The following is a 24,798-nucleotide window of genomic DNA, read 5'->3' as shown; positions in this document are numbered from 1 at the left end:
GTGGGAGCGGGCTAGCCCCGCGATCACCGGCGCAGCCGGTGCCATATGACGCATCGCGCCCACGCGACCCAGGAGAGCACAGGCCGCCTCTGATCAGCCGCGGGTCGGCGCCGGCACGATACGGTTGAGGACGGTGCTGCCGTCCTTGCTGCGGGTCAGGTATACCGGCAGCACCTTGGGCAGCGTGTCGACCAGGCGTTCCACCTCGCGGGTGCTGTAGATGCCACTGATGCGAATGTTGGCGGTGCTGTCGTCGGCCAGGGTGAGCGGTTTGTCCAGGTAACGGTTGATCACCGGCAGCGCCTGGCCGAGGCTGAGGTTGTCCAGCACCAGCCTGCCGCTGCGCCAGGCCAGACTGTTGGCGTAGTCGTCGCTCTGGTTCAGTTCGGGTTCGAAATCGCCCTTGTGGTAGCTGGCCTGCATGCCCGGGCCAAGGCGATAGCCGCCGGAGCCGCCGCCGCTGCTGACCAGCACCGAACCTTCCACCAGCGTCACCTTGACCTGGTCCTTGTACTTCCACACGTTGAACTGGGTGCCGGTGACCTGGGTCTGGCCGTCGGCGGCGTGGACGATGAACGGGTGGCTGCTGTCGTGGGTGACCTTGAAGAACGCCTCGCCCTTGATCAGGGTGACCCGGCGCTCATCCTTGAAGTTCAGGAAGCGCAGCTCGCTGTTGAGGTTCAGCTCGACGCTGCTGCCGTCGCCCAGGCGTACCTGCCGCAGGTGGTCGGTGGCTTCGAAATGCTGGTAGCCGTTGGGCAGCCAGCCCTGTTCCCAGCCGAGCCAGCCTGCCAGCGGCAGGGCGAGCAGGGCGATGGCCGCGGCGGAGGCGAACGGGCGCCAGTGGCGCGTCGCCGCAGGGCGCCGCACGGGCAGCGGGATCACCTGGGCGGTGCGCGGCAGCAGGTCGGCGGTGTCCCAGATTTCCAGCATCGCCTGGTATTCCTCGGCATGCCGCGGGTCGGCAGCCAACCATTGGCCGAACGCCTCACGCTCGGCCGCCGTGCAATCGTCGGCGTGCAGGCGCATGCACCAATGCGCGGCGGCATCGGTGATTGCATCGTCTTCGCTTGGAATGTGGCGGTCCTGATTCATCGCGGCTCCCGGTTTTGCGGCATTCTACCCCCGGGCGGGGGGTTCCGAGAACGAGTTAATGGCGAATGACTATCAATTGTGCAGTTTTTCGTCGTATCTGCGGTTGGGTTTCATCTGCGACAGGGCAGGGGACTTCGTGGGCGTCGACAAGGGCGGTAGCGCCAAGCCTTGACTTTTTCTTACGCCACACGCTAGTTTCCCAGCCCATGAACCTATTCCCGCAGTACAGCGCCCTCAGCATTATTACCGCCATTATCAGATTGGCGGGCTAGCGCACACATGCACTGAACCCGCCCTGGAGGCGGGTTTCTTCTCTCTGACTCCTGGGCACGACAAAAAAACCAGGAGTCATCGATGTCCAGCCTCAGCGCCACCCCTCGTACCCCGGCAACCCCCCAACAACTGCTGTCCGAGCAAGTGCGCCGGATTCTCTCGGCGCCGGTGTACGACCTGGCCATCGAAACCCCCTTGCAAGCGGCGCCGGCCCTGTCGGCCAGCCTGGGCAACCAGATCCTGCTCAAGCGCGAAGACCTGCAACCGACGTTCTCCTTCAAGATCCGCGGCGCCTACACCCGTCTGTCACGCCTGACACCCGAACAGCGCGCCCGCGGCGTGATCACCGCTTCGGCCGGCAACCATGCCCAGGGTGTGGCCCTGGCCGCGTCGCACCTGGGCATCAAGGCCACCATCGTCATGCCGACCACCACACCCTCGCTCAAGGTCGAAGGCGTGCGCTCACGGGGCGGCCATGTGGTGCTGCACGGCGAGAGCTTTCCGCACGCATTGGCCCACGCCCTGCAACTGGCCGATCGCGACGGCGCCACCTTCGTACCGCCGTTCGACGACCCCGATGTCATCGCCGGGCAGGGGACCGTGGCCATGGAGATCCTGCGCCAGCACCCGGGCCCGTTGCATGCGATCTTCGTCCCCGTCGGCGGCGGTGGCCTGGTCGCAGGGATCGCCGCCTATGTCAAGTACCTGCGCCCGGAGGTCAAGGTGATCGGCGTCGAACCGCAGGACTCCAACTGCCTGCAGGCCGCCCTGGCCGCAGGTGAGCGGGTGATCCTGCCGCAGGTAGGTACCTTCGCCGACGGTGTGGCGGTGGCGCAGGTGGGGGCGCACTGCTTCGAGCTGTGCCGCCACTTCGTCGACGAGGTGGTGACGGTCGGCAGCGACGAACTGTGCGCCGCGATCAAGGACATCTACGATGACACCCGCTCGATCACCGAGCCTTCCGGGGCCCTGGCGGTGGCCGGCATCAAGCGCTACGTGGCCCGTGAAGGGCTGCAAGGGCAGACCATGGTCGCCATCGACTCCGGCGCCAACGTCAACTTCGACCGCCTGCGCCACGTGGCCGAGCGCGCCGAGTTGGGCGAGCAGCGCGAGGCGATCATCGCCGTGACCATCCCCGAGCGCCCCGGCAGTTTCCGCGCGTTCTGCCTGGCCCTGGGCAAGCGCCAGATCACCGAGTTCAACTACCGCTACTACCCAGGCAAGGAGGCACGCCTGTTCGTCGGCGTGCAGACCCACCCGCAGCAGGACCCGCGGCAACAGTTGCTGGCCAGCCTGGGCGAACAGGGCTACCAGGTGCTCGACCTGACCGACAACGAACTGGCCAAGCTGCACGTGCGCCATACCGTCGGCGGTCACGCGGCACCCGGCGCCGGTGAGCGCGTGCTGCGCTTCGAATTCCCCGAGCGCCCGGGGGCATTGCTGGGCTTTCTCGAGCGCCTGGGCAAGCGCTGGAACATCAGCCTGTTCCACTACCGCAACCATGGCGCGGCACAGGCACGGGTGTTCGCCGGGCTGGAGGTGCCCGAGGACGAGTTGGCCGGGTTGCCACGGGCACTGGACGAGATGGGCTACCAGTACTGGGACGAGACGGAGAATCCGGCGTATCGGTTGTTCATGGGGTAGGCCGGCTTGCGCTGGATCAATGCCCACCTGCCCATTCCGGCGGATGCTGAAAACCTACCGTCAGCTTGAGAGGACCCCGGCCATGAGCAGCACGTTCTTCATCCCCGCCGTAAACATCATGGGTATCGACTGCCTGGAAGAGGCGATGGCGGCGATTGCCGGCTACGGCCTGCGCAAGGCGTTGATCGTCACCGATGTCGGGCTGGCCAAGGCCGGCGTGGCCGAGCGCATCGCCGGCATGCTGGCCATGCGCGACATCGATTCGCGGGTGTTCGACGGCGCCAAGCCCAACCCGAGCATCGCCAACGTCGAGGCGGGCCTGGCGATGCTGCGTCGCGAGGGCTGCGACTGCGTGATCTCCCTGGGCGGTGGCTCGCCCCACGACTGCGCCAAGGGCATCGCGCTGTGCGCCACCAACGGCGGGCATATCAGCGACTACGAGGGCGTCGACCGCTCGAGCAAGCCGCAGCTGCCGCTGATCGCGATCAACACCACGGCGGGCACCGCCAGCGAGATGACGCGCTTCTGCATCATCACCGACGAGGCGCGCCACGTGAAAATGGCCATCGTCGACCGCAACGTCACCCCGATCCTGTCGGTGAACGATCCGGCGCTGATGGTCGGCATGCCCAAGGGGCTCACCGCGGCCACGGGCATGGATGCCTTGACCCACGCCATCGAGGCCTATGTGTCCACCGCCGCCACGCCGATCACCGATGCCTGCGCGCTCAAGGCCATCAGTCTTGTCAGTGCCAACCTGCGCCAGGCGGTCGCCGACGGTGGTGACCTGGTGGCGCGGGAGAACATGGCCTACGCCCAGTTCCTCGCGGGCATGGCGTTCAACAATGCCTCGCTGGGTTATGTGCATGCCATGGCCCACCAGTTGGGCGGCTTCTACGACTTGCCCCATGGTGTGTGCAACGCGGTGCTGCTGCCCCATGTGCAGCGCTTCAATGCCAAGGTCAGCGCCACGCGCCTGCGTGATGTGGCCAAGGCCATGGGGGTGAAGGTATGCGCGCTGGACGCCGAGCAGGGGGCCGGCGCTGCGATTTCGGCCATCGAGCACCTGGCGGCGGCCATCGGCATCCCGGCCGGGCTGGCCGAACTGGGGGCCAAGGTCGAGGATGTGCCGGTGCTGGCGGCCAATGCGTTGAAGGATGCCTGCGGGCTGACCAATCCACGGGTGGCCAGCCAGGTGGAGATCGAGGCGATCTTCAAGGCGGCGTTTTAGACTGGTCGAGTCATCGCGGGGCAAGCCCGCTCCCACAAGAGCCGCGAGACCCGGCTCTTGTGGGACTTCCCCTCAGCGTTCGCGCATGAAGAACCCGGCCACATACTTGCGGAAGGTGTCCAGGCTCTTGAAGTCGGCGTAGCGCTTGAAGTTCTCGGTATCCGGCTCCGGCCCGATCGGTTGCTCCAGCAGCGATACCGACAGCACCCGGTCCTGGTCCGAGGTCAGCACCAGTTCATCCATCACTTGGCCGCCAATCACCGGACGGCGCATCAGCACCTTGACGCCCTTGCCGGCCATCCAGTCGATCAGCGACACCAGCGCCTTGAGCGGCTCGCGTTCTTCGTCGCGGTACACCGGGAACAGGTGCCCGCGCGACAGCACCGGCACGCTGGCGACGTGGATCAGTTCGTAGAAATGGCTGCCTGCGGTGGCCGGCGAGTACAGCGCCAGGGCTAGCAGTGGGCCGCTGGCGCGGTTGCCGCCCCAGTACTGATGGTGGCCCTGGAAGTCGAATCCGTCCTCGCTGCGGTTGTTGAACAGCTTGCGTCCCTTGACCTGGTCCACGCAGTCGAGCAGCAGGCCATGCCGGCGGTGGTTGCCGAACACCGTGGCCTCGCGCAGGCGTGCCTTGAGCATCATCATGTGCTTCATGTCCAGGCGGGTTTCCAGGTAGTTGCTGGCAGGTACCCGCTCCAGCAGCGGGTAGCGGCTGGCGACAGTGCGCAGGTCGGCGAACTGCGCGGTGAGGTCCTTTTTCAGGTGGCTGGCGTAGACGTTCAGGCCGCTGGCCTCGATCCAGGTCAGCAGCAGCGACAGCAGGCGCTGCTGCTCGCGGCGCTCGCCGGGCTCGCGTGACGTTGCGGGTGTTTCGCCGTCACTGGCGCGGCGATAGTCGCCGAGCAGGCGCAGTGGCGTATCCGGCGCCAGCCAGGCCGCTGGCGCGGCGCTTTCCTCGGCACGTTCGCCGGCCTCACGCTCATCCTTGCTGAACGGGCAGCCTGGGTTGTGCTCGGGAGTTTCGGGGTTGTTGCGCAGGAACAGGGTGCCGGTGCTGCCGTTCAACGAGACGTTGAGCACCGGCAGGGCATCCTTGCGGCAGTCGCAGGCCAGCCATTGGTTGGCGCTGCGTATTTTCATCAGCCATTGGTTGGCCTGCAGCAGGCGGGGGCCGGTGAGGGTGCCGTAGGCGAAGCCCACCAGCAATTCGTCCTCTGCCGGGGTCAGGCTGCGCACCAGGGCGCCGGATTTTTCGATGATTCGCATTGAGGGGCAGCTCCAAGCTACAAGCCCCAAGCTTCAGGCAAAGCGCGGCGGCTTTCAACTCGAAGCTTGCAGCCTGGGGCCCACCGCTCACTGGCCGCCGAACATTTTGGCGGCGCGGGCGCGGATTTCCTCGGGGCTGAGGTCTTCCTTGTGGGTGGAGACGAACCACAGGTTGTTGAACGGATCCTTCAGGGTGCCGCTGCGGTCGCCATAGAACTGGTCCTGCACCTCGCGTACTGCTGTCGCGCCGGCGCGCAGGGCCTGGGCATAGACTTTGTCGCAGTCCTCGACATACAGGTGCAGGCCGACAGCCGGCGTCTCGATGGTCTCGCTGGGCTTGAGGCCGCCCTCCATGTCGCAGGGCGAGCCGAGCATCAGCGAGGAGTCGCCGATTTTCAGTTCGGCATGGCCGATGCTGCCGTCAGGGCCTTCGAGGCGGAACATTTCCATGGCGCCGAAGGCGCTCTTGTAGAACTCGATGGCCTTGGCGGCGTCCTTGATGCCGAGGTATGGGGTCAGGCTGTGCTGGCCTTCGGGGATGGGCTTGGCTGCCATTTGCGTAATCTCCTTTCACGTGGGGGGGTGCAACGCCTTGGTGATTTGAGTCGCTCATGAGCCTGGAAAATCGACACTTGCTTTATATCGATTCTCTATAAAAACAACGGGCCGCGTTGCGCCCCATCGCCGGCAAGCCGGCTCCCACAGGGATGGTGCTTGGCTTGAGGGCAGCGCGGTCGGTGTGGGAGCCGGCTTGCCGGCGATGGGCTGCGCAGCAGCCCCGATCAGGCGAATTGTTCAGAAGATGTAGTCGGTCGTAAGGAAGCTCGACTGCCGGTTGCGGATGATCTCGCTGATCAGTTCTTTGTTGGCTTCCTGGAACTTGGTCGCCACCAAGGTGCGGATGGAGAACACGCGCAATGCGTCATGCACCGACAAGGTCCCTTCGGCACTGTTCTTGCGGCCGTTGAATGGATAGGTATCCGGGCCGCGCTGGCATTGGGCGTTGAGGTTGATCCGGCCGACCTGGTTGGCGAAGGTATCGACCAGCGCGCCAATGGTCTGCGGGTCGTTGCCGAACAGGCTCAGCTGCTGGCCGTAGTCGGAATCGAGCACGTAGTCGATCACGCTCTGCAGGTCGCGGTAGGGGACCACGGGCACCAGGGGGCCGAATTGTTCCTCGTGATAGACGCGCATGTCCTGGCTGACCGGGTAGAGCAGCGCAGGGTAGAAGAACGAGCCGCGGCTCTGCCCACCGCCCTCGTTGAGCACCCGGGCGCCTTTGGCGATGGCGTCGTCCACCAGGCTGTCGAGGTAGTCGAGCTTGCCGGGTTCCGGCAGCGGCGTCAGCGCCACGCCGGGTTCCCAGGGCATGCCGGGCTTGAGCGCGGCGAGCTTGCGCTGGAACTTGTCGAGGAATGCCTCGACCACGTCCTCGTGCACGAACAGGATCTTCAACGCGGTGCAACGCTGGCCGTTGAACGACAGGGCGCCGGTGACGGCCTCTTCGACGGCGTTGTCGAGGTCGACCTGGGGCAGGACGATGCCGGGGTTCTTGGCGTCCAGGCCCAGCGCCGCGCGCAGGCGGTGCGGGCGTGGGTGGAGCTTCTTCAGGTCGCTGGCGGCCTTGTGGGTGCCGATGAAGGCGAACACGTCGACCTTGCCGCTGGCCATCAGTGCGCTGACGGTCTCGCGGCCACGCCCGTAGATGACGTTGATCACCCCAGGCGGGAAGCTGTCGCGGAAGGCTTCGAGCAATGGGCGGATCAGCAGCACGCCGAATTTGGCGGGCTTGAACACCACGGTGTTGCCCATGATCAGCGCCGGGATCAGCGTGGTGAAGGTTTCGTTGAGCGGGTAGTTGTATGGGCCCATGCACAGCGCAACGCCCAGCGGTGCGCGGCGGATCTGGCCAAGGGTGCCCTGCTCGAGCTCGAAGCGGCTGGAGCGACGGTCGAGGTCCTTGAGCGCCTCGATGGTGTCGACGATGTAGTCGCAGGTGCGGTCGAACTCCTTCTCCGAATCCTTGAGGTTCTTGCCGATCTCCCACATCAGCAGCTTGACCACCGCCGTGCGCTGCTCGCGCATGCGCGCCAGGAAAGTTTCGACATGCCCGATACGCTCGGCGACGCGCATGTTCGGCCAGGCGCCGCGGCCCTTGTCGTAGGCGGCCACGGCCGCGTCAAGCGCGGTGAGCGCCGTGTCGGCGTCAAGCAGGGGGGCACTGCCGAGGATGACCTGGCGCTCACTGTCGCCTTCCTTGAGCCAGACCGGGCTGCGCACGGTAGCCAGGGGGCCGGCCCAGTGCCGCAGTTCACCGTTGACCAGGTAGTCGCGTTGCTCCAGGGGGGCGCCGAGGCGCCAGGCTTCGGGGATGTCCTCGAGGGTGGGAAACAGCGAGTCGAGCAGACGGTCCATGGGTACTGCACCTCTCCAATTCGGATGATGAAACGCTTCAGCTTGCGAGCATGCGCCGACCTCCGGAAAATTACCAGTCCGGCGCCGTCGTCGCCGATCACTCCTCGAATGGTGGCGGGAACGCCTTGGCCTCCAGCAGCCTCATTGCGCCGATCGCCAGGCCATAATCCATGGCTCGCGGATCTGCACAGGTGCGCCGCCATTGCCACAGCCGGGTTTGATCGTAGTCTGGCAGATCCGCTGCATTCGTTGGCGCAGTACATCGACACCTCTGGCGCCGGGCCAAGGTCGCCAGCGACCCGGCGCGGGGTTGGGCAGCCGCTGCCAGTGTTCGGGCGTGGCTTCCCGCGCCCAGGCCGGCAGGCAGCGCTCAAGAATAGATTGGTGCGGGTTGGAGGTATCCGATGTCCTGTTTGGCTCCTCGCAAAGCTCGCATCAGAGCAGTCGCGATGGCACCGACGGTGGTGCAGATGCATGCCGGCCCGCGGGCTGGGAAAACAGGCCTCAATATTGGCCGCGCAACGCCGATAACTGCTAAATCGACTGCCATCGCCTGCCTATGACCATTCCCCAGCATTCTCCTGAACCTACGCATCTGCCATCCGGCACCTTGCGGCACACGCTCAACCGCCTGTTGCCGGTCGGTCTTGCCCTGGTGGGCATCGGCCTTTCGGTCGCCCTGGGTCACCTAGACGCGCAGCGCGAGCGCAGTGAGCAACTGGGCAACCTGGCAGCCCACCTGGCGGGGATGCGGGGCGCGCTGGAGGCGCAGTTGGGCGCGGCGTTCGGCGAGGCCGAAGGCATCGCCCAGCTGATCAGTGCCGACGGCGGCATCAGCCCCGCGCACTTCCATGGCATGGCCCGCGATGCCTTGCAGTCGGTGCCCTACATGCGCCATATCGCGCTGGCGCCGGATGATGTGATCAGCGATGTCTACCCGTTGTCCGGCAACGAGCGGCTGATCGGGCTGGATTACCGCCAGTTGCCGGAGCAGTTTCCCCTGCTGCGCTCGGCCCGCGAGCATGCCCAGCCGGTGCTGGCCGGCCCGCTGCAGCTGTATCAGGGCGGGCGGGCGTTGATCTACCGGCGGCCGGTGTTCGTCACTGGCAACCGCGGCGTGCGTTTTTACTGGGGCAATGTGTCGATCGTTGCCGATATCGACCGATTGCTGCATACGGCGGGGCTGCGCCCGGACACCGAGTTCGAGCTGGCCGTGCGTGGGGGCGATGGCAAGGGCGCCGAAGGCGCGCTGATCTGGGGCGACCCACGGCTGTTCGACGAGCCGCAGGTTAAGATGACCGTGGAGGTGCCGGGCGGCCTCTGGCAATTGGTCGCCGCGCCACGGGGTGGCTGGTCGGGGCTGGACTTGTTCGGCTCGCCGCTGTTCCTGTTCGCCTTGAGCTGCACGGGTGTGTTCAGCCTGTTTGTCGCGCAGCTCAATCGCAAGCAGCGTCTGCTCGAGCAACGCAATCGCGAGCTGCAGCGCTACCAGGCCCAGCTCGAACGCCTGGCCCACTACGACACCATCACCGGGTTGCCCAACCGCATCCTGTTCCAGCAGCAACTGAGCACTGCCATCTTGCAGGGCCATGGCCTGGCGGTGCTGATGCTCGACATCGACGGTTTCAAGCAGGTCAATGACAGCCTGGGGCACCCGATGGGCGATCTGCTGCTGCAGCAGGCGACCGCACGCTTCCTGCAGGAGCTCGACAGTCAGGACCGGCTCTGCCGCCTGGGCGGCGACGAGTTCGTGTTCATGCTGCAAGGCGCCCAGGGGCAGGTGAGCCAGCAGGTCCGCGCCTTGCTGCGTTGCCTGCAGCGGCCATTCGACCTTAATGGCAACGCCGCCCTGGTTACTGGCAGCATTGGCCTGGCCTGGTGCCCGCAGCATGGCGAGGATGCCGACAGCCTGTTGCGCCATGCCGACACCGCCATGTACGCGGCCAAGGAGGCCGGCCGCGATGCCTGGCGGCCTTATCACCCGGACATGACCGAGCGCCTGCAGCAGCGCCTGGAGCTGGAGCGCAATCTGCGCCGGGCGCTGGAGCACAACGAGTTCGAGCTGTGGTACCAGCCCAAGGTTGACCTGTTCAGCGGGCAGCTGGAGGGCGTCGAGGCGCTGTTGCGCTGGCGCGACCCGGAGCATGGCCTGATCTCGCCCGGTGAGTTCATCCCCCTGGCCGAGCGCACCGGGTTGATCATCCCGCTCGGCGAGCGGGTGCTGGAACTTGCCTGCGCCCAGTTGGCCGAATGGCGCGCCAGTGATGGCCTGCCCGGGCCGCTGGCGATCAACGTAGCGGCCCTGCAGATCGAGCGCAGCGACTATGTGACCAGCCTCGCCTCGGCGCTGGAGCGCCACGGCCTGCCGGCCAACCTGCTGGAGGTGGAGATCACCGAGAGCCTGCTGATGGAAAGCCAGCAGCAAGCCTGCGCGGTGCTGGCGCAATTGCAGGCCATGGGCGTGGCCACGGCGGTGGACGACTTCGGTACCGGCTATTCGTCACTGGCCTATCTGCGCGCGCTGCCGATCGACCACCTGAAGATTGACCGGGCCTTCATCAAGGACCTGCCCGCAGACGACGACGCGGTGGCCATCGCCAGGGCGATCATCGATCTCGGGCATGCCCTGGGGTTTCGCATCACCGCTGAAGGCATCGAGACTCAGGAACAGTACGATTTCCTGCGCCACGCCGGTTGCGACCAGGGGCAGGGCTTTTTGCTCGGGCGGCCGATGCCGGCCGAGGCACTGCGCGGCTGGCTGGCCGACAACCACGAGCGCCGGCATCGGCCACCGGGGCGCTAGCGGGTGGGCTTTCAGCCCATCTCCTGGATGCCCAGGCTCGCATACCCCACCCTTGGCACCTGCCCCAGGCGCTGCTCGACCAACGCCAGCAGCGATTCGCCGCTGGCCAGGTAGGCATCGCCGAAATCGTGCCCGCCCAGCGCGCTGGGATGGGCGACTACCTCCAGCACGCCGTGTGCGGGGGCCAGCCCGGCCTTGAGGTCGGCCGGGGTGCAGACGAAGTCGGCGGTGCTTCCGGCGAGCTGGCGCAGGCGCCGGTTGAGCAGGCTCTTGAACATGCGCTTGGCCGGCCCGATGTTGTGCCCCACATTGCGTGCCAGGCGAATCGGCACCCCCTGGGCGCGGGCGAAGCGGGCGACGATGACGCCCACCGGCCAGATGTTGTGCACGTGCTGGTGCGAGTCCAGGTGGCTGGGCATCAGGCCGTGATCCAGGCAGTGTTTCCACTGGGCCTCCAATTCCGCTTCCACGGCGGCCCGCTCGCGCCGCGACAGGTGCAGGGTGCGTTGCTTCAGGCGCAGGTCGAACTCGCCATGGGGCGTGCAGAAGCGCGGCTCGGCGAGGATCGCCTGGCTCAGCGGGCGGCCGTAGGTGAGGTTGAAGTGCAACCCCACCCGTCCCTTGAGCGCCGGCTGCTGGGCCAGCATGCAGGCGGTGGCGAAGGCCGGCATGTTGGCCATGGCCGTGGCCGAGCTGATCAGCCCGGCCTGGAAGGCATGCAGGATGACTGCGTTGGTGTGGGCGCTGAGGCCGAAATCGTCAGCGTTGACTATGACCTGGGATGGCATCCGGGCGCTCCTGTGGCGGGGTGGGGGCGACAACATCGGCTTCCTGGCGCGGCGAGCGTCTGCGCAGGCGTGGCTTGAACCAGTGCCAGCAGCGTAGCGCCAGCCCCAGCAGCACGCCGTCGGGGCGCCAGCTGTAGCTGCTCAGGCGCCACTGTTCGACCTGGCCGGTCATGCGCTCGTGCAACTGGTGGCTGGAGTTGTCCAGGCTGACCCGCGAAGCGTCGACCCATTTCCAGTCTTCGTCCAGGCCCCAGTGAATCCATTCCTCCAGCAGCACGCGGCCACTGCCCAGGTCGCGGTACTCAGGAACGAAGGCCAGGTTGTAGTCGTACACCCGGCCGCGCTCCAGCAGGCCCAGGCGGTAACTGATGCAGCGCCCGTCCAGTTCCAGCAGCACCAGGCACACCAGGCCTTCGCCGGCCAGGGCGGTGAAGGCCTGGTACATCCATGGGCGACGCTGGGGGCCGGAGAAGATGCCGACCTCGTCGTCGCCTTTCCAGCTGGTCGCTTCGACGGCGCTGATGGCGTCGAGCAGTTCACCCATGTTCTCGGGAGTGGCCACGACCCGGCGCACGCTGGCACCGCAGGCCTTGATGCGTTTGCGCGCGCGGCGCAGCTTGTAGCGTGGGTCGCCGCTGACTTCCTGGCGGTCCTGTTCGTTGATGCGGTGCACCGGCACCCGGCAGGTCAGGCGCTGCTGCCAGGTGGAGCTGGCGCCGGCCCACTGGCGCAGCCAGCCATCGTGCTCGGCACTGTCCGGTACTTCACTCAACTGCAGCAAGGCATGCGGTAGCCGCTTGCGTATGGCCTGCAGGACCTGGTCGGCATATAGCGCCGGCAGGTCGATGAGCAGGGCGATGCGGTCGCTCAGCGGGTATCCCAGGTGGCGCACCACCGGGGCGAACAGCGGGCCGAACGGTTCGCGGGCACGGATCAGCGGCAGGCACAGGCACAGGCGTTCGTCCTGGTAGCCGAGCAGGACCTGCAGCCGCTGGCCCGGCAGCAGGGCTGACTCGGCGGCGCGCAGCCAGCCGAGGTGGTTGAACGGCGTGCTGTCGGGCAGGCGCCTGCGCAGCGCCTCGTAGTCGGCGGCGGGAAAGTCGCCGGCGCGCAGCGAGGCGCACCATTTCAGTTGCAGGCCCATGGGGGTCAGCCCGCCGTGGCCGAGGAGGCCGGAGCCTCCGGCTTGCGCAACGGCTCGAGTCGCGAGGCGGTGTAGCGGCTTTCGCGGAAGAACTTCCAGCGGCCAAACAGGCAGTACACGTTCATGATCCGTCCTTGTTCCTGATAACCCATGCGCAGGTGCAGCTTGAGCGCCGGAATATTGTGCTGCTCGCACACGTCCACCACCTTGGTGCAGCCCTGGGCGGCCATGGCCTTCCACAGTTCCAGCTGCAGGTCCACCGACAGCTCGGTACCCCAGTATTTGCGGATCAGCTCGCCGCCGAACTCGAAGAACTCCCCCGGCCCGACCGGGAACCAGCAACCGTAGTAGTGACGGTCGTGGTAATGGCGGCTGCTGCCCCAGATGAATGCCACGGCGTCGTTGTCGTCGTCGAGGAACATCAACCCGGTATGGCCCTCGGCGGCCAGCTCGCGCATGGTCTCGACGCGGTCGCCGAAGTGGCGGGCGAAGGCGCGCACGTTATGCACGGTGATGTGCTCGACCCGCAAGGTGCCGTAGGGCTTGAGCCGGTGCGGCGGCACCGGGCTGACCAGGTCGCGCTCCATCCACAACAGTTCCCAATGATAGAAGACGTAATGCCGGAAGGCGCTACGGCAGGTGTCTCGCAGTCCCTTGCGCTTGATGCGGTCCTGGATCTTGGTGAATGCAGTCATGGTGCCTCCTGGGCATGGCTGATCGAGGTGCGTCTCATGACGCGCTCCAGGTCAGGGCGAATACGGTCTGCCCTGGCAGTTGAAAATGGATCTGGCCATCGGTGCAGCTGAAGCTGGCGCGGCGGCTCTGGTTGTCGGGGCCGAACAGTTCGAGCTGGCCGTTGGGGCAGCCGCCGAGGGTCAGCGCCACCTGCTGCAGGCGCTCGGCCTTGTTCACCCCCAGCAGGCTGCGCTGGTGCTGGCGGGCCATGGCCAGGGCGTCGACCTCGAAGGCGTCGTTGTCCAGGGCCAGCACCTGGTCCAGCCAGTGGCGCTGGATGAACTGCTGGGCCAGGCCTACCGGCTTGAGTTCGTAGCGCTGGCCGCCGGCATCGCGCAGCATGCCCTTGGGCCATTCGGGCTCGTCGGCGACATGGAACCAGTTGAGCATGTCGAGCAGGCCGTCACTGGCGGCGTTGATCACCACCGAGGCCCACCACAAGCCGGCGTAGTGGGTGTTCTGCTCGTAGGGGCTCAGGCTCGAGCCGCTGGACAGGTTGGTCTGGTCCAGCAGCAGCGCCTTGCGCGGCCGCCCTTGGCCATCCAGGCCCACCAGCGCGGCAGCCTGGCGCACGCTGTCGCGGTAGCTGCGGGTGGCGAGCAGGTCGCGGACCATCCATTCGTGCCAGGCCAGGGCGTCGATCTGCGCGCCTTGCTCGGCCAGCAGGCGCCGCGCCCAGTCGATGCCGCGGCGCTGCTTGCCGTCGTCGGTGAAAGGCCCGCCGAGCAGGCGCGAGGAGGCCGGCATGGCGATACGCACGCCGGCCTCGTGGGCACCGGGATACTCGCGCACGCGTTTGGCCATGGCCTGGAAGAAATCGCGGTAGCTGGCGTAGTCGCGGTAGTTGAGATTCGGCTCGTCGGCGAAGGCCAGGTAGTGAGTGCCCTTGCCGCCCAGGGCTTTGGTCGCCTCGAGCCAGGCGCTCAGCCCGTCGGTGCTGGTACGGTCGCTGCGCAGGTCGGCGACCCGGGCGCTGCCAGCCAGCAGGGTGATGTCCTGGAGAATGCCGAAGCGCTGCTGATAGAGCTTGCGCCAGGCGTTTTCGAAGTCCGGCTGGCGTTGCAGTACGTCGACGAAACTGTAGAAGCCGGCGGCCTGGGGGCGCAGGGCGTCCAGCGCGGCAAAGCTCGAGGCTGGTGGCAGCACGTAGGGCAGGGCGACGCCCAGCCGTGGGGTGGGGCCGAGGACCTTGTCACCCAAGGCAAGGGTTACCTGGCCCGGCAGTTGTGGCAGCTCGCCCAGGTCGGCGGCGCGCTGGGCGAACAGGTTGGCGCTGCCGTCGAGCCAGAACGCCGCCTTGCCGCTGCCCTGCAGGCCCAGTCGCCAGATCTCGTCACGGCCGCTGGCGGGCAGCGCCTGTTGATCGAAGCGCCAGTAGGCACGGTAGGGCTTGAGTGGTAGCTGGATGCGCCGGCCATCGCTCAGGCGTTCGGCGAACAGGCCATGCACGCCGCCGTGGTGCTTGCCGGCCAATACCGCCTGCTCGCCGGCCTTGACCCGGAAATACAGGGCAACGCCTGGTCTGACTTCTGCGCTGAAGTGCACCTTTGCCGGGGCGAACAGCGCGCGGGTGCTGTTGTCGTGCTGGATGCGATAGTCACGGAAGCTGTAGCCGGGCACCTCCAGGCGATAAGCGCCGCCGCCCGCCGCCAACGGCCAGCGTTGCTCGCCGCGCACCTGCGCGGCTTCGATCCGCCGGTTGCCGGCCAGGCGCCCCTGGCCGTCCAGCAGGTACAGACGCTCGGCGTTGGCATCGGCCTGCCAGGCGGGCTGCCACTGGATACGCAGTTCGTCGGCGCGGTCGGGGAGCAGGTACAGGCTGCCGTCGCGGATGTCCGCCCACTGCACCGGCGCGGCGAACACGCCCTGCGCCAAGAGCGCGCCGCACAGCAAGGCGGCCTTCATGCCGCCCTCCGTTGCAGCATCTGGCGCAGCGGCGTCAGGTCGGCGGGCAGGATGATCAGGGTCTGGCCCAGCGGCACGCCGCTGAGGCGGCAGTACAGCACCAGCATCGTCACGGTGACCGCCAGGTAGGCGATGGACGAAGCTGCGGCCGCGCCGACGATTCCCCAGGCCGGAATGAGGAAGATGTTGAGCACCAGGTTCAGCGCGGCACCAGCGCCCATCATCAACGACACCGTGCCGGGACGGTTCTTGCCTAGCAGGTCCAGGCGCAAGATGCTGGCATAGCACAGTCCCAGCAGGCCCGGCAGCAACGCCAGCAGGGCCGGGTAGGCCGGGGCGTAGTCGGCGCCGAACAAGGTGACGATCAGCCAGTGGCCGATCAGCGCCATGCCCAGGCAGGCGCCTAGCATCACCGTGGCGGTCAGGCGCAGGGCCAGGGGAGTGATGCGCTCCATGCCGGCATCCTGCTGCAGCAGGCGCTTCATCAGCGGTGTGGTCACCGCCTCGGGGACGATCAGCAGCAGTTCGGCGGCGGCGCTGGCCATGGCGTAGTGGCCCAGGGCGGTGCTGCCGAGCAGCGCGCCGATGAACAGGTAGTCCGAGCGCAGGATCAACTGCTGGAACAACAGGTCGGGGTGGCTCTTGGCGCTGTAGCTGAGCAACTCACGCTGGCCACTGCGGTCCCAGCGCAGCGCCAGCGGGTACTGGCGGCGCAGCCACCACAGGCCCAGCGCCAGGACCAGGGCGATGCCGCACAGCCAGCTGATCAGCGCCGCTTCCAGCGCCTCGTCTCGCCACATCCAGAACAGCCCGAGGAACAGCAGCAGCGGCGCCAGCGACTCGGTCAGGCGCAGGGCGTTGAAGGCGCCGACGCCGCCGCTGGCGTTGTGCAGGGTCAGCAGGCCGCTCTTGAGCACGGTCATCGGCACCGCCAGCAGCAATAGCCAAGCCAGCAGGCCCAGTTGCATGGTGACTTCCAGGTTGGCGCCGAACTCGCGCACCAGGAACACGCAGGCCAGGGTCAGCACGCCGGCCAGCAGGCAACCGTAGACCAGCACCTGGGTCAGCAGCAGGCCCATGTCGCGCTGCTTGGCCGCCTGGTAGCCGACCGCGCTGTTCAGGCCGCCGCTGGTGGCGGCGCTGATCAGGTCGGGCAGGGTACTGAGCAGGGCGAACAGGCCGCGCTCGCTCGGCCCGAGGATGCGCGCCAGCAGCACGTTGCGCAGCAGGCGCAGGGCGATCATCGCAAGCTTGGTGCCCATGCTCAGTGCCAGGTGGCGCATATAGCTGTTGCGATTCATCAGCGTTCTCCACGACTGATGCGCCAGGCCAGCAGCGAGGGCCGGCTGGCATTGCGCTGGCTGACGCCGATGCGCGGCAGGGCCAGCGGATCGTCATGACCCTGGCAGATGCCCGGGCGGGTGCTCAGGGCGTAGGGGTAGCGATGCGCGGCGACCTGGGCCCGCACGCGCTCGTCGTGGTCGCCGTTGGGGTAGCAGTACACCGGCAGCGGTGCGCGGCAGCCTTCGTTGAGTGCCGCATGGCTGCGGGTCAGTTCTTCGTTGAGGCGATGGTCGTCCAGGTAGGGCAGCAGGGCATGGCTGGCGCCATGCGGGCCGAAACGCACCAGGCCTGAGTCCTCCAGGGCGCGCACCTGCTGCCAGTCCATGGCCTGGGGCAGCGACTCTGTCGGGCAGGCGTCGGTCAGCACGTGCAGGGCCTGGGGGCTCAGGCTCTTGAGGGTCTGCAGGTAGCGCGCCAGCACCAGGCTGCGGGCCTTGCTGTGGTCGTGCATGAAGTAGGCCGCCGGTAACGGTCGGCCGAGTTTGCGCAGGCGTTCGATCAGTTGCCGCCGGGCCTCTTCGCCATGGCTGCCCCACAGTGTCTCGCCGACGCTTTCCCACCAGAAGCGCTGGCGGCTGCCGATGTAGTCGGTGGACAGGAAGATGCTTGCCGGCACCTGGTGACGCTGCAGCAGCGGGAAGGCGTTGACGGCGTTGTCGCGCCAGCCGTCGTCGAAGGTCAGGGCTACCTTGGGGCGGCAGTCGGCGCGGGGTTCCTCGTGGCTCTGCAGCAGGTCCATGAGGCTGACGCAATCGAAATGCCGGGGCAGCCAGCGCAGCAAGCCCTCGAAGGCCCGCGGGCCGACGCACAGCTCGTTGCGGTGGGGCAGCGCGGCGCTGGCGTCATCGGCCAGCACCCGGTGCAGCATGAGGATCACCCCGGCGCCACGCAGCTCGGCGCGTCCGCGTGGCGAGTTGAAATAGAACCAGCCGCTGGCCTGCTTGATGTGGGTCTTGATCGGCATGTCCGTCGCTCATCGATTCTGGTCGGGGTTCCATTGGCTGTAGCTGTGCCCGCGCAGGAACTGCCACAGGCCCACGCTCATGCCGGCGAGGGTGACCAGCACGAAGGCGGCCAGGCGGAACGGGCGGGGCAAGCGCCGGCGGGCGTCGAGCAGGCCGGCGATGGCGGCGGCGTAGCCGAGCAGTTGCAGGGCCAGGGTCAGGCGGTAGAAACCGGGCTCGGCGGCCAGCCACAGGTTGGCCAGCAACAGCGGCAGCAGCAGTACCGGGGCTAGGCGGCGGATCAGCTTGTGGCTGATCAGGGCGATGGCGTACAGGCCGTGGCGCGCCGGATTGAGCAGCTCGCGGCGGGCGGCCAGGCTCAGCAGGCCACCGACGGTGACGCGCTGGCGGCGGCGGAACTGCTTGTCGGCCTCGTCGACGCCCTGATCGAGCACCACCGCCTCGGGCACATAGACGATGCGCAGGCCTGCGGCCGGTGCGCAGGTGCTGATGAAGAAGTCGTCGTTGACCTGTTTCGGGATTGGCTGGTACAGCCCCCGGCGCAGGGCCAGCAGGGCGCCGTCGGCCGAGACCATGCAGCCGGTGCGGTTCTCCACCTTGCGCACCCAGGCTTCGTAGTGGCGGTACAGGCTGTCGCCGATGCTCAGGCCCTTGCCCGGGTCGGGAATGATCATGTGCCCTGCAGTGCCGCCGACCTGCGCATCGGCGAAGGGGGCGAGCAGCAGGCCGAGGGTGTCGGTCGACCACTGGTTATCGGCGTCGGTGAACACCAGCAGGTCGCCCGTGCACACCTGCACGGCACTGTTCAACGCACCGGCCTTGCCCAGGCGTGGCAGGTCCAGCACCTGCACCCGGAGGTCGCCCAGGCCACGGGCCAAGGCCACGGTGCGGTCGCTGGAGCCGTCGCTGGCCACCACCACCTGCAGCTCCGCGGCTGCGTAGTCCTGGCCGAGCACGCTGGCAAGCTTGGCTTCGATATGCCGCTCTTCGTTGTGCGCGGCGATCACCACACTGACCCGTTGCGCGGGCAACGGCATGGCGGTGCGACGGGCGAAGAACGGCGCAGCCAGGGTCAGCAGCAGCGGGTAGCCGACCCAGGCGTACAACGGCAGTAGCAGGCATAGCCAGAAAATGAACTCAGCCACGGGCGGGCCTCCTTGCGGTGCGGTTGAACAGGCTGAGGATGAAGGCCGCGCCGGCCAGGTGCAGGCGCAGCCAGTGCAGGCCCCAGAGTTGCAGCGTGAGCAGCGGGTCGCGGTGCCTGCGGCTCTGGCGCAGGCTGAGGAACAGCGCGGGCAGGGCGCTGACCAGCAGGAAGAACAGCGCGACATGAGGGAAGCCGTCGAGCAGCGCCGACAGGGCAACGGCATCCAGCACCCAGGCGCCCACCGAGAGCATCGGAAAACGCAGCAGGCGCAGGCTCACGCCATGGCTGCGCAGCAATTGCAGGTGGCTGCCCTGGCGCCACATCTCCTTGCCCAGCCACTCGCGCCAGTTGGCTTCATAACCCCAGTGCAGCACCGCAGGTTCGCGCAGCACGCGAAGGCGCGCGCCGGCTTCATGCAGGCGCAGGGTGAAGTCCTTGTCCTCGCCGGTGCGCAGGCGCTCATCGAAACCGCCGACCTGCTCGAACCAGTGGCGCCGCATCAACAAGTTGGGGGTGGGCAGCCAGGTACAGTCCTGCACTGTCTGCCCGGTGCGCAGGGTGCGCCGTTGCCAGGCCTGGGCGAACCAGGGCGCTTGGCGCGGGGTGTCGCAGTCCAGGGCGAAGACATCGCCTTCGCCTCGGCGTTGCAGGTCCAGCAGCAGGTCCAGCCAGTGTTCCGGGACCTCGATGTCGGCATCGAGGAAGGCTAGCCAGTCGCCTTGACTGGCGTTCACACCGGCATTGCGCAGGGCGCCGATGGCCACGCCCGGCAGGCTCAGCACCTGGGCACCGTGGGCGCGGGCGATCGCCGGGCCGTTGTCACTGGAGCCGTTGTCCACCACGATCAGTTCGCAGGCCAGCCCGGCTGCGCTGGCCGCGCGCCGGGCGGCATCGAGGGTGCGGCCGATATGGCGGGCTTCGTTGAACATCGGGATGACGATACTCACCCGGCTCATCGGGCCACCTCCACGGGCTGCTGCTCACGCGCCTGGCCAAGCAGCACGCTGGACAGCGCCAGCATCAGCCACAGGTACTTGTGGCTCGGGGCGCTGAGGAACATCAGGAACAGGCCGATGGCGAGCATGCTCATGGTCAGGTGGGTCATCAGGTCGGCGCGGTCCGGGTCGCCGGCCGCGCGGAAGGCGGCGCGGGCCTGCCAGAAGTTGCGCAGGGCCAGGGCAATCATGCCGACGAACAGCAGGCCCGCCGGCAGGCCGACCTCGCTGAACAGCTCCAGGTAGGTATTGTGAGCGCGGCGGTAGAGGTCGGTGGTCTTGCTGTTGACCGGGGCAAAGGCCTTGGAGAAACCAGTGTCGGCATAGTGCAGCGGGAAGGTGCCGGGGCCGGTACCGAGCAGCGGGCTGTGGCTGATCATTTCCTTGCCCACCACCAGGTAGGAGGCGCGCCGGCCCAGCGATTCGTCCTGGTGGGCGTTGACCCCGGACTTGAGCAGCATCAGCGACTGGATGCGGTCGGCGTAGCCGGCGGGCATCAAGGCCACGCTCAGGGGCAGGACAATGGCCAGGCCAAGGATGGCGAAGCCCAGGTGGCGCGGGCGGATGCGCGTCAGCTGTTCGCGGTAGTTGTACAGCACGATGCCCAGGCTGATCAGCAATACCACCAGCCCCGAGCGCGACTCGGTCTTGGTCATGCCCACCAGCAGCAACACGCAGCAACCGGCCCAGAACAGCTTGACCGGGATCTGCCGCGCCTTGATCGCCAGCCATAGCCCCAGGGGCATGGCAATGGTGATCAGCAGAGCGAAGGCGTTGGGGTCGAGCATGGCCGAGGCGCGGCCCTGCTCCTGGTATTTGGTGGAGAAGATTGCGAACAGGCAGGTTACGCACACGCTGACGGTGACCAGCCGCGCCAGCAGCGGCAGGTTGAGGTCGCGACCGACCAGCAAGGTAATGACGAACACCACCAGGCCCACCAGCAGCTCACGCAGGTGCCCGCCCGACAGGGCCACGTCGTCGCTGGCCCACAGGCTCAGCAGGTAAAGGGCCATGAACGGCAGCAGCAGGCGCCATTGATTGCTGCGCAGGCGCTCGCCGGGAAGTTGGCGCACTGCCAGTTGCAGGCTGAGGATCAGCACCAGGCCGATGCCCACCAGCTTGGCGCCGGACACCAGGCCGTCCTTGAGCAGCCCCTCCAGCGGCACCAGGGTGGCGATCGCCAGCAGGCCCCAGGCCGGTTTGCGGTACAGCACCAGCACGCCGGCCAGGCCGATCACGCCGCCGGGCGCCAGGAACGGGTAGGGGCTGGCCAGCAGACCCAGGCTCAGCAAGGCCACCAGGGCCACCAGCGACAGGGGAATGATCATGCGACAACCTCCTCGGTCGTGCCTCGATACACCTGGGCCCAACGTTGTGCCAGGGTTGGCAGGTGGTAGCGTTGACGTTGAGTCTGGCGAGCCCGGGCAACCAGTTCGTCGGCCTGCTCGGGGTCTTGCAGCAGCGCTTCGAGATGCTCGCCCAGTTCGGTCGTGACCAAGGGACGGGCGAGCAGGCCGTTGTGGCCGTGCTCGATGACGTCGGGGATGCCGCCCACACCGAAGGCCACCACCGGCACGCCATCCTGCATGGCTTCCAGCAGGATCATCGGCGTGCCTTCGGTGCGCGAGCTGATGACCAGGGCATCCAGCCGTTTCATCCAGCCGCGCATGTCGCGCTGGAAGCCCGGCAGGGTGATGCGCTCGCCCAGACCGGCAGCGTCGATGCGCTGTTGCAAGGCATCGCGTTCAGGGCCTTCGCCAAGCATCACGGCGTGGACCCGCGGTTGGCGTTGACACACCGGGATCAACGTGTCGAGGAACAGGTCGGGGCCTTTTTCGCTGGACAGCCGGCCAACGTAGGCGGCTAGCCAGGGGGCGCCGCCTGGCTGTGCCGCCCCCAGGCCATCCTTTGCCTGCGTTTCACAAATCTCGGGCAGCCCATTTGGAATCACCTGCAGCTTGGCCGCTGGCACCCCGGCATCGCGATGGATACGGGCAATGCTCTCGGCCACGCACACCACCGTGTCCACTGTCGGCGTGCGGCACAACTGCAGGCTCAGCCAGGTGTAGAAACGCTGTTTGCGGCTGCGCGGGGTAAAGCCATGCTGGGTGCTGACCATCGGCAGGCGCCACAGCGTGGCGCCGATCCAGCCGAACAGCTGGCCCTTGAAGTTATGACTGTTGACCAGTGGACGTTCGCCGCGCTGCGCGCCGAGCACCTTGAGCACCGCCCCCAGCCCGTGGCAGGTGTCGCACTCGACACCCGCCTCGCGAAAGCGCGCCACCAGGTCCGCCGGGGCATCGAGGAACAGCACCCGATGCCGGCCGGGGGTGGCCTGGCAGTGGTCCAGGAGCATGCGCTCGGCGCCATAGAACCCGCCGCTGCTCAGCAGGTGCAGGATCGGCCGGCCGGCGTGCAGCGCGGCGTTCAATTGCGCACCCAGTGCCACAGGCGTGGCAGCGACCAGCTCTTGTGCGGGTTGGGCAGCGCCGGGGTCTGGTCGTTGATCACCAGCAGTACTGGCAGGCCCAGCTCGTGGCTGATCTGCGCCGGATGCTTGAAGCGGTGGTCGAAGAACTCCCTGACGTAGACCACGGCAATTGCCAGCAGCAGGCCGGTGACCAGGCCGAACGGAATGATCAGGCCAGGTTTCGGGAAGCTCGCCGCGGTGGGTTCGTAGGGGGCGCTGAGGATGCGCGCGTTGGACTGGCTGCCATCGAGCAGGCCCTGGCCACGACTTTCCTCGTAGCGCTGGGCGTAGGTGGAGAAGGCCTTGTGCAGGGCATCGATCTCGGTGTCCAGCTGCCGGGTCTTGCTCTGGGTCTCGCGCAACTGGAGGATGCGCTTGCTGTAGTCGGCGATGCGCTGGGTCTTCTGCTCGATCACCTGCTGGGTCACGGCCAGGTCCTGCTGGCGTTCACGGATGCGGTTCTCGACGATCTTGAGGAACTGCGCGCGCAACTGGGCAATCTGCTGGCGGGCCATGACCATCTGGTCGGAGCCTGGCTGGAACACCGTGGCGTCACCGTTGTAGCGGGCCAGCTGGGTGGTCAGCTGCTCGCCGAGCTGCTTGATCTCGCGGTCTTCGAAGGCGACGTTGTCGACCGTGGTGGTGAAGGTGTAGGGGAAGGCGTAGTCGGCCATCTTCGCCTTGTTGGCCGCGGCCAGGCTGCTCTGCAGGTAGTCCAGCCACTTCTGGTTCTGCAGCTGGCGGTCACGTTGCAGGTTGAGCGCCTGCTCTTCGGTGTTGATAGCGTTGAGGCGGAAGGTGATCTCCTCCTTCGGATCCGACGAGCCGATGGCGGTGAGCAGGCCCAGGCGCTGGCTTTCCAGGTCGCCCAGGCGGGCCTGGTAGTGCAGCTTCTTCTGCTCGTAGAAGGCTTCGGGCAGTTCATTGGACTGCAGGTCCTGGCGGTTGGCCAGGAAGTTCTCCAGCAGGCGGCTGACGAACAGCGTGCCCAGCTTCGCGTCATTGGCGCTGTAGGTGATGGAAATCACGTTGGAGCCGGGCAGGGTCTCGACCTTGAGGTCCTTGACGGCCTGGTCGGTGAGGGTGTCGAGCTGGGTGTCGCGATCGTCCGCCACGGCATTGCCGAACAGCCGGTGCAGGGGCTCGATCACCGCGTGACGCAGCGGGTCGAGCACGGTGCGCCGCAGCAGGCCGGGCTCGTCCGGATAGTGGCCTTCCTTGCGCAGCTCGCCGATGGTCTGGCGGATCAGGGTTGGCGAGCGCAGGATGTTGCTCTCGGTCTCCATGTCGGCCAGCGACGGCGGGATGAACTGGTCGGCCTGCTGGCTGAGCGCCGAGGTGGTGTCGCTCTGCGAGAGTTTCTTGGACTGCACGATGACTTCGGCGGTGATGTCGTAGCTCTGCTTGAGCACCAGCGGCAACAGCACGGCGATCACCGCGAACACCAGGAACACCCGTTTCACCAACTGGCGGTTGGCGAAGAAGATGCGGAAGAACTCATGTACGTAGTTTTCTTTCGGTTGCGTGGTCATGGTCCGTCCCCCGGTCAGTCGTCGCTTTCTTTATTGTCGACGCGGTAGCTGAAGCTGAAGCCGAAGCCCTGGAACAGCACCACGTCGGCCAGCTGCCGGGACAGCTCGGCGGCGCTGGCCAGCTTGGTCTTGGGCACGTAGAGCATGTCTTCGGGCTGCAGGTAGGCGAGTTTCTGGCTGCCGCCGGAGAGTGCCTGGTCGACGTCGTAGTTGACCGCATGCACGGTGTTGCCCTCGCGACGCATGATCACCACCGAACCGAGCTTGGCCTTGAGGGTCGGGCCGCGGGCCAGGGTCAGCGCCTCGAGCACGGAGATCGGGCGGCGGATCTGGAAGGCGCCGGGCTGGCCGACTTCGCCGAGCACGTAGATCTCGTTGGCGGCGGTGGACTTGAGCAGCACATCCACGCTCATGCGCCCTGGCAACGTGGCGTAGCGCTCGTTGAGGTAGTCGCGCAGCTGGTTGACGGTCATGCCCTGCAGCGGCACCGAGCCGATTTCCGGGAAGGTGGCGCGGCCGTCGTTGCCCACGGTGATGTCGCGGCTCATGCCGGTGCCGGGGTGGCTGAGGGCGTTCTTCAGGTTGACCTCGTCGGTCATTGGGCTCATCACCCGCACGGTGACCTGGTCACGGTTGGGCTTGAACACCCGCTTGTCCTGGTAGGCCTGGCGGATGGCGCTCTCGGCTTCGCCGGGGGTCATGCCCTCTACGCGCACCGCGGCGTTGGTGCTGGGCAGGGTGATGGTGCCGTCGGGCTGCACCAGCTGGTTGCCGTTCAAGCCGCTGGCGGCCATGAAGTTCAGGTCCAGGGTGTCGCCGGACTGGATCCGGTAGGCCCCGGCCGAGCGGTTGCTGACATGGAAAATCACTTCCAGCACGTCCTGCGGGCGTAGTACCTGTTCGCGGCGGGCGACTTCGGTGGCCTGGCTTTCGGCGGGAGGCGCGGTGAGGATCTGCACCGGCATCTCGCGGTTTTCCTGGCTGGCGCAGCCGGCCAGGGCCAGTACGCACAGGGCAATCGAGGGATATCTCATGGCGTTCATCCT

19 protein-coding genes are annotated in these 24,798 nt (G+C 67.1%); 3 read left to right on the top strand and 16 right to left on the bottom strand.

The window, feature by feature from the left end; all coding sequences use genetic code 11:
• Positions 1 to 93: 93 nt before the first annotated feature.
• Complete coding sequence (locus LOY42_RS14330) at positions 94 to 1,095, bottom strand: FecR family protein (protein ID WP_258598021.1); 1,002 nt, start codon at positions 1,093 to 1,095, stop codon at positions 94 to 96.
• Positions 1,096 to 1,449: 354 nt separating this feature from the next.
• Between LOY42_RS14330 and ilvA the strand changes: the two genes are divergently transcribed.
• Both ilvA and yiaY read left to right on the top strand, forming a co-directional pair.
• A complete protein-coding gene (gene ilvA / locus LOY42_RS14325; protein ID WP_139670940.1) occupies positions 1,450 to 3,012 on the top strand; it encodes a threonine ammonia-lyase, biosynthetic in 1,563 nt (520 codons plus the stop codon).
• Positions 3,013 to 3,094: 82 nt separating this feature from the next.
• Complete coding sequence (gene yiaY / locus LOY42_RS14320) at positions 3,095 to 4,243, top strand: L-threonine dehydrogenase (protein WP_102682299.1); 1,149 nt, start codon at positions 3,095 to 3,097, stop codon at positions 4,241 to 4,243.
• 72 nt (positions 4,244 to 4,315) lie between these two features.
• On the opposite strand, the gene LOY42_RS14315 is transcribed toward yiaY, so the two are convergent.
• From LOY42_RS14315 to LOY42_RS14305, 3 genes are all read right to left on the bottom strand, one after another.
• The gene (locus LOY42_RS14315; RefSeq protein WP_258598020.1) at positions 4,316 to 5,509 is read right to left on the bottom strand and encodes a hypothetical protein; all 1,194 of its coding nucleotides are present in this window, start codon (positions 5,507 to 5,509) and stop codon (positions 4,316 to 4,318) included.
• Positions 5,510 to 5,596: 87 nt separating this feature from the next.
• On the bottom strand, positions 5,597 to 6,064 hold the full coding sequence (locus tag LOY42_RS14310) for a VOC family protein (RefSeq protein WP_102682297.1): 468 nt from the start codon (positions 6,062 to 6,064) through the stop codon (positions 5,597 to 5,599).
• 240 nt (positions 6,065 to 6,304) lie between these two features.
• The gene (locus LOY42_RS14305) at positions 6,305 to 7,924 is read right to left on the bottom strand and encodes an NADP-dependent glyceraldehyde-3-phosphate dehydrogenase (RefSeq protein WP_258598018.1); all 1,620 of its coding nucleotides are present in this window, start codon (positions 7,922 to 7,924) and stop codon (positions 6,305 to 6,307) included.
• A 559-nt stretch (positions 7,925 to 8,483) separates the two neighbouring features.
• On the opposite strand from LOY42_RS14305, the gene LOY42_RS14300 reads away from it, so the two are divergent.
• Positions 8,484 to 10,727, top strand: a complete 2,244-nt coding sequence (locus tag LOY42_RS14300) for a bifunctional diguanylate cyclase/phosphodiesterase (RefSeq protein ID WP_256659290.1) — start codon at positions 8,484 to 8,486, stop codon at positions 10,725 to 10,727.
• An 11-nt stretch (positions 10,728 to 10,738) separates the two neighbouring features.
• On the opposite strand, the gene LOY42_RS14295 is transcribed toward LOY42_RS14300, so the two are convergent.
• The 12 genes from LOY42_RS14295 to LOY42_RS14240 are packed head-to-tail and all read right to left on the bottom strand — an operon-like array spanning position 10,739 to position 24,786.
• A complete protein-coding gene (locus LOY42_RS14295; RefSeq protein WP_102682359.1) occupies positions 10,739 to 11,515 on the bottom strand; it encodes a ChbG/HpnK family deacetylase in 777 nt (258 codons plus the stop codon).
• Positions 11,487 to 12,659: a GNAT family N-acetyltransferase gene (locus LOY42_RS14290; RefSeq protein ID WP_139670946.1), complete on the bottom strand. Its 1,173-nt coding sequence runs from the start codon at positions 12,657 to 12,659 to the stop codon at positions 11,487 to 11,489. The genes LOY42_RS14295 and LOY42_RS14290 overlap by 29 nt, the downstream gene beginning before the upstream one ends.
• A gap of 5 nt (positions 12,660 to 12,664) precedes the next feature.
• A complete protein-coding gene (locus LOY42_RS14285; RefSeq protein ID WP_139670948.1) occupies positions 12,665 to 13,354 on the bottom strand; it encodes a GNAT family N-acetyltransferase in 690 nt (229 codons plus the stop codon).
• Positions 13,355 to 13,388: 34 nt separating this feature from the next.
• Entirely contained in the window at positions 13,389 to 15,299 is a 1,911-nt protein-coding gene (locus LOY42_RS14280) for a hypothetical protein (RefSeq protein ID WP_139670950.1), read from the bottom strand.
• On the bottom strand, positions 15,296 to 16,600 hold the full coding sequence (locus LOY42_RS14275) for an oligosaccharide flippase family protein (protein WP_139670952.1): 1,305 nt from the start codon (positions 16,598 to 16,600) through the stop codon (positions 15,296 to 15,298). The genes LOY42_RS14280 and LOY42_RS14275 overlap by 4 nt, the downstream gene beginning before the upstream one ends.
• Positions 16,600 to 17,607: a polysaccharide deacetylase family protein gene (locus LOY42_RS14270; protein WP_139670953.1), complete on the bottom strand. Its 1,008-nt coding sequence runs from the start codon at positions 17,605 to 17,607 to the stop codon at positions 16,600 to 16,602. Before LOY42_RS14270 ends, LOY42_RS14275 begins: the two co-directional genes overlap by 1 nt.
• Before the next feature lie 9 nt (positions 17,608 to 17,616).
• Entirely contained in the window at positions 17,617 to 18,753 is a 1,137-nt protein-coding gene (locus LOY42_RS14265) for a glycosyltransferase (RefSeq protein ID WP_139670955.1), read from the bottom strand.
• A complete protein-coding gene (locus LOY42_RS14260) occupies positions 18,746 to 19,711 on the bottom strand; it encodes a glycosyltransferase family 2 protein (RefSeq protein WP_258598016.1) in 966 nt (321 codons plus the stop codon). The genes LOY42_RS14265 and LOY42_RS14260 overlap by 8 nt, the downstream gene beginning before the upstream one ends.
• The gene (locus LOY42_RS14255; RefSeq protein ID WP_258598015.1) at positions 19,708 to 21,078 is read right to left on the bottom strand and encodes an O-antigen ligase; all 1,371 of its coding nucleotides are present in this window, start codon (positions 21,076 to 21,078) and stop codon (positions 19,708 to 19,710) included. Before LOY42_RS14255 ends, LOY42_RS14260 begins: the two co-directional genes overlap by 4 nt.
• Complete coding sequence (locus tag LOY42_RS14250) at positions 21,075 to 22,181, bottom strand: glycosyltransferase family 4 protein (RefSeq protein WP_256659291.1); 1,107 nt, start codon at positions 22,179 to 22,181, stop codon at positions 21,075 to 21,077. The genes LOY42_RS14255 and LOY42_RS14250 overlap by 4 nt, the downstream gene beginning before the upstream one ends.
• Positions 22,178 to 23,752, bottom strand: a complete 1,575-nt coding sequence (locus tag LOY42_RS14245; protein ID WP_139670961.1) for a Wzz/FepE/Etk N-terminal domain-containing protein — start codon at positions 23,750 to 23,752, stop codon at positions 22,178 to 22,180. Before LOY42_RS14245 ends, LOY42_RS14250 begins: the two co-directional genes overlap by 4 nt.
• A gap of 14 nt (positions 23,753 to 23,766) precedes the next feature.
• Positions 23,767 to 24,786, bottom strand: a complete 1,020-nt coding sequence (locus tag LOY42_RS14240; RefSeq protein WP_139670963.1) for a polysaccharide biosynthesis/export family protein — start codon at positions 24,784 to 24,786, stop codon at positions 23,767 to 23,769.
• Positions 24,787 to 24,798 lie beyond the last annotated feature (12 nt).

The organism is Pseudomonas sp. B21-023, from assembly GCF_024749165.1.
Lineage (GTDB): Bacteria > Pseudomonadota > Gammaproteobacteria > Pseudomonadales > Pseudomonadaceae > Aquipseudomonas.
Note: the sequence above shows the minus strand (reverse complement) of the source record. Positions and strands in the feature narration are given on the sequence as shown.

Bases quoted from the DNA above. Each gene is read 5' to 3' on its own strand.
- LOY42_RS14330 (WP_258598021.1), bottom strand. From the start codon at position 1,095: ATGAATCAGGACCGCCACATTCCAAGCGAAGACGATGCAATCACCGAT.
- ilvA (WP_139670940.1), top strand. From the start codon at position 1,450: ATGTCCAGCCTCAGCGCCACCCCTCGTACCCCGGCAACCCCCCAACAA.
- yiaY (WP_102682299.1), top strand. From the start codon at position 3,095: ATGAGCAGCACGTTCTTCATCCCCGCCGTAAACATCATGGGTATCGAC.
- LOY42_RS14315 (WP_258598020.1), bottom strand. From the start codon at position 5,509: ATGCGAATCATCGAAAAATCCGGCGCCCTGGTGCGCAGCCTGACCCCG.
- LOY42_RS14310 (WP_102682297.1), bottom strand. From the start codon at position 6,064: ATGGCAGCCAAGCCCATCCCCGAAGGCCAGCACAGCCTGACCCCATAC.
- LOY42_RS14305 (WP_258598018.1), bottom strand. From the start codon at position 7,924: ATGGACCGTCTGCTCGACTCGCTGTTTCCCACCCTCGAGGACATCCCC.
- LOY42_RS14300 (WP_256659290.1), top strand. From the start codon at position 8,484: ATGACCATTCCCCAGCATTCTCCTGAACCTACGCATCTGCCATCCGGC.
- LOY42_RS14295 (WP_102682359.1), bottom strand. From the start codon at position 11,515: ATGCCATCCCAGGTCATAGTCAACGCTGACGATTTCGGCCTCAGCGCC.
- LOY42_RS14290 (WP_139670946.1), bottom strand. From the start codon at position 12,659: ATGGGCCTGCAACTGAAATGGTGCGCCTCGCTGCGCGCCGGCGACTTT.
- LOY42_RS14285 (WP_139670948.1), bottom strand. From the start codon at position 13,354: ATGACTGCATTCACCAAGATCCAGGACCGCATCAAGCGCAAGGGACTG.
- LOY42_RS14280 (WP_139670950.1), bottom strand. From the start codon at position 15,299: ATGAAGGCCGCCTTGCTGTGCGGCGCGCTCTTGGCGCAGGGCGTGTTC.
- LOY42_RS14275 (WP_139670952.1), bottom strand. From the start codon at position 16,600: ATGAATCGCAACAGCTATATGCGCCACCTGGCACTGAGCATGGGCACC.
- LOY42_RS14270 (WP_139670953.1), bottom strand. From the start codon at position 17,607: ATGCCGATCAAGACCCACATCAAGCAGGCCAGCGGCTGGTTCTATTTC.
- LOY42_RS14260 (WP_258598016.1), bottom strand. From the start codon at position 19,711: ATGAGCCGGGTGAGTATCGTCATCCCGATGTTCAACGAAGCCCGCCAT.
- LOY42_RS14255 (WP_258598015.1), bottom strand. From the start codon at position 21,078: ATGATCATTCCCCTGTCGCTGGTGGCCCTGGTGGCCTTGCTGAGCCTG.
- LOY42_RS14245 (WP_139670961.1), bottom strand. From the start codon at position 23,752: ATGACCACGCAACCGAAAGAAAACTACGTACATGAGTTCTTCCGCATC.
- LOY42_RS14240 (WP_139670963.1), bottom strand. From the start codon at position 24,786: ATGAGATATCCCTCGATTGCCCTGTGCGTACTGGCCCTGGCCGGCTGC.